2 protein-coding genes are annotated in these 1,114 nt (G+C 41.3%); both read left to right on the forward strand.

All coding sequences use genetic code 11. The annotated features are described in order from the left end of the window. Nucleotides 1–137 precede the first annotated feature (137 nt). Nucleotides 138–668 carry a helix-turn-helix transcriptional regulator gene (locus ACFIJS_RS08990; RefSeq protein ID WP_375651274.1) on the forward strand — a complete coding sequence of 177 codons (531 nt, stop codon included), beginning with the start codon at nucleotides 138–140 and terminating at the stop codon, nucleotides 666–668. Nucleotides 669–748: 80 nt separating this feature from the next. Continuing rightward, nucleotides 749–1,114, forward strand: a 366-nt coding sequence (locus tag ACFIJS_RS08995) for a helix-turn-helix domain-containing protein (protein WP_375651276.1), incomplete at its 3' end; no start/stop codon positions are given.

Consider the following 1,114-nt stretch of genomic DNA (forward strand, 5'->3'; position numbering starts at 1 on the left):
TTCAAACGGATGCTCCCACATCCGTTTTTTGTGGGGTTAATTGTAAAATATCTGCCCTCTATATCGGGCGGTAATTAGATATATATACCAAATATTTTGTGTTGTAAACAATTTATTTTGTATAGAGGTGATTTTTTTTGGCACGTCCAGAAGTAGAACCAAAAACAGAACTGGCAAAACGCTTGCGTGAAGTACGACGAATACTCGGAAACGAAGAGCGGAGCATTTTTGCGCAACGCCTTAATTTACAACGCAATACCCTTGCCAATTATGAAATCGGAGCACATGAGCCTCCATCCTCAGCAATTAACGCCTATTATACAGCCTATAACATTAATCCTCATTGGCTTGTCACTGGTGAAGGTGAAATGTTTAGTGACATGGCAAAAGCGAAAGCAGCAGGCTTTAAAGCACCTACCATTCCTGCTGGTCTCATGAAAAAGCTCGGTCGCATAGCTTATACAACCTATCGCGATGCTAAAATAAAACTCCCCCCTGAAGATATAGCGGAACGCGCGGCGGAACTTTATAAAAAACTGCAAGAGCTTGTTCAAGACATCAACGACATGGAAGAGGTCGAAGCGACTTTCCCTCTTCTTAAAATTCATTTAAAGCGTCAAATAGAAGCTGAAAGAGTACATCTAGAAACTACACAAAATACGGCTTAATGCTACTCTAAAATGAATGGGGAAATCTCTTTTTAAAATCCTGTAATTTAAGCTAACCTAAATATGAATAAGGAGCATTTTTGGCACGCCCTAAAAAAGAACCTAAAACAGAACTAGCAAAGCGGCTATGTGAAGTGCGACGCGCCCTTGGTTTCACGGAGCGCAAGCAGTTTGCTGAACATCTTGCAGCACCTGAAAGTACTATGTGTAATTATGAAACTGGCTTGCGCGAACCACCTGTATCAATGTTGGTAATGTACAAAAATGTTTGCGGTATATCTGTGGAATGGCTAGCTACTGGTGAAGGTGAAATGTTTAGTGACATGTCAAAAGCGAAAGCAGCAGGCTTTAAAGCGCCTACCATTCCTACTGGTCTCATGAAAAAGCTTGGTCGCATAGCTTACACAACCTATCGCGATGCAAATATAAAACTCCCCCCTGAAGAT

It is taken from the genome of Bartonella sp. OT172YNZD (genome assembly GCF_042193725.1).
Taxonomy (GTDB): Bacteria; Pseudomonadota; Alphaproteobacteria; order Rhizobiales; family Rhizobiaceae; genus Bartonella; species Bartonella grahamii_A.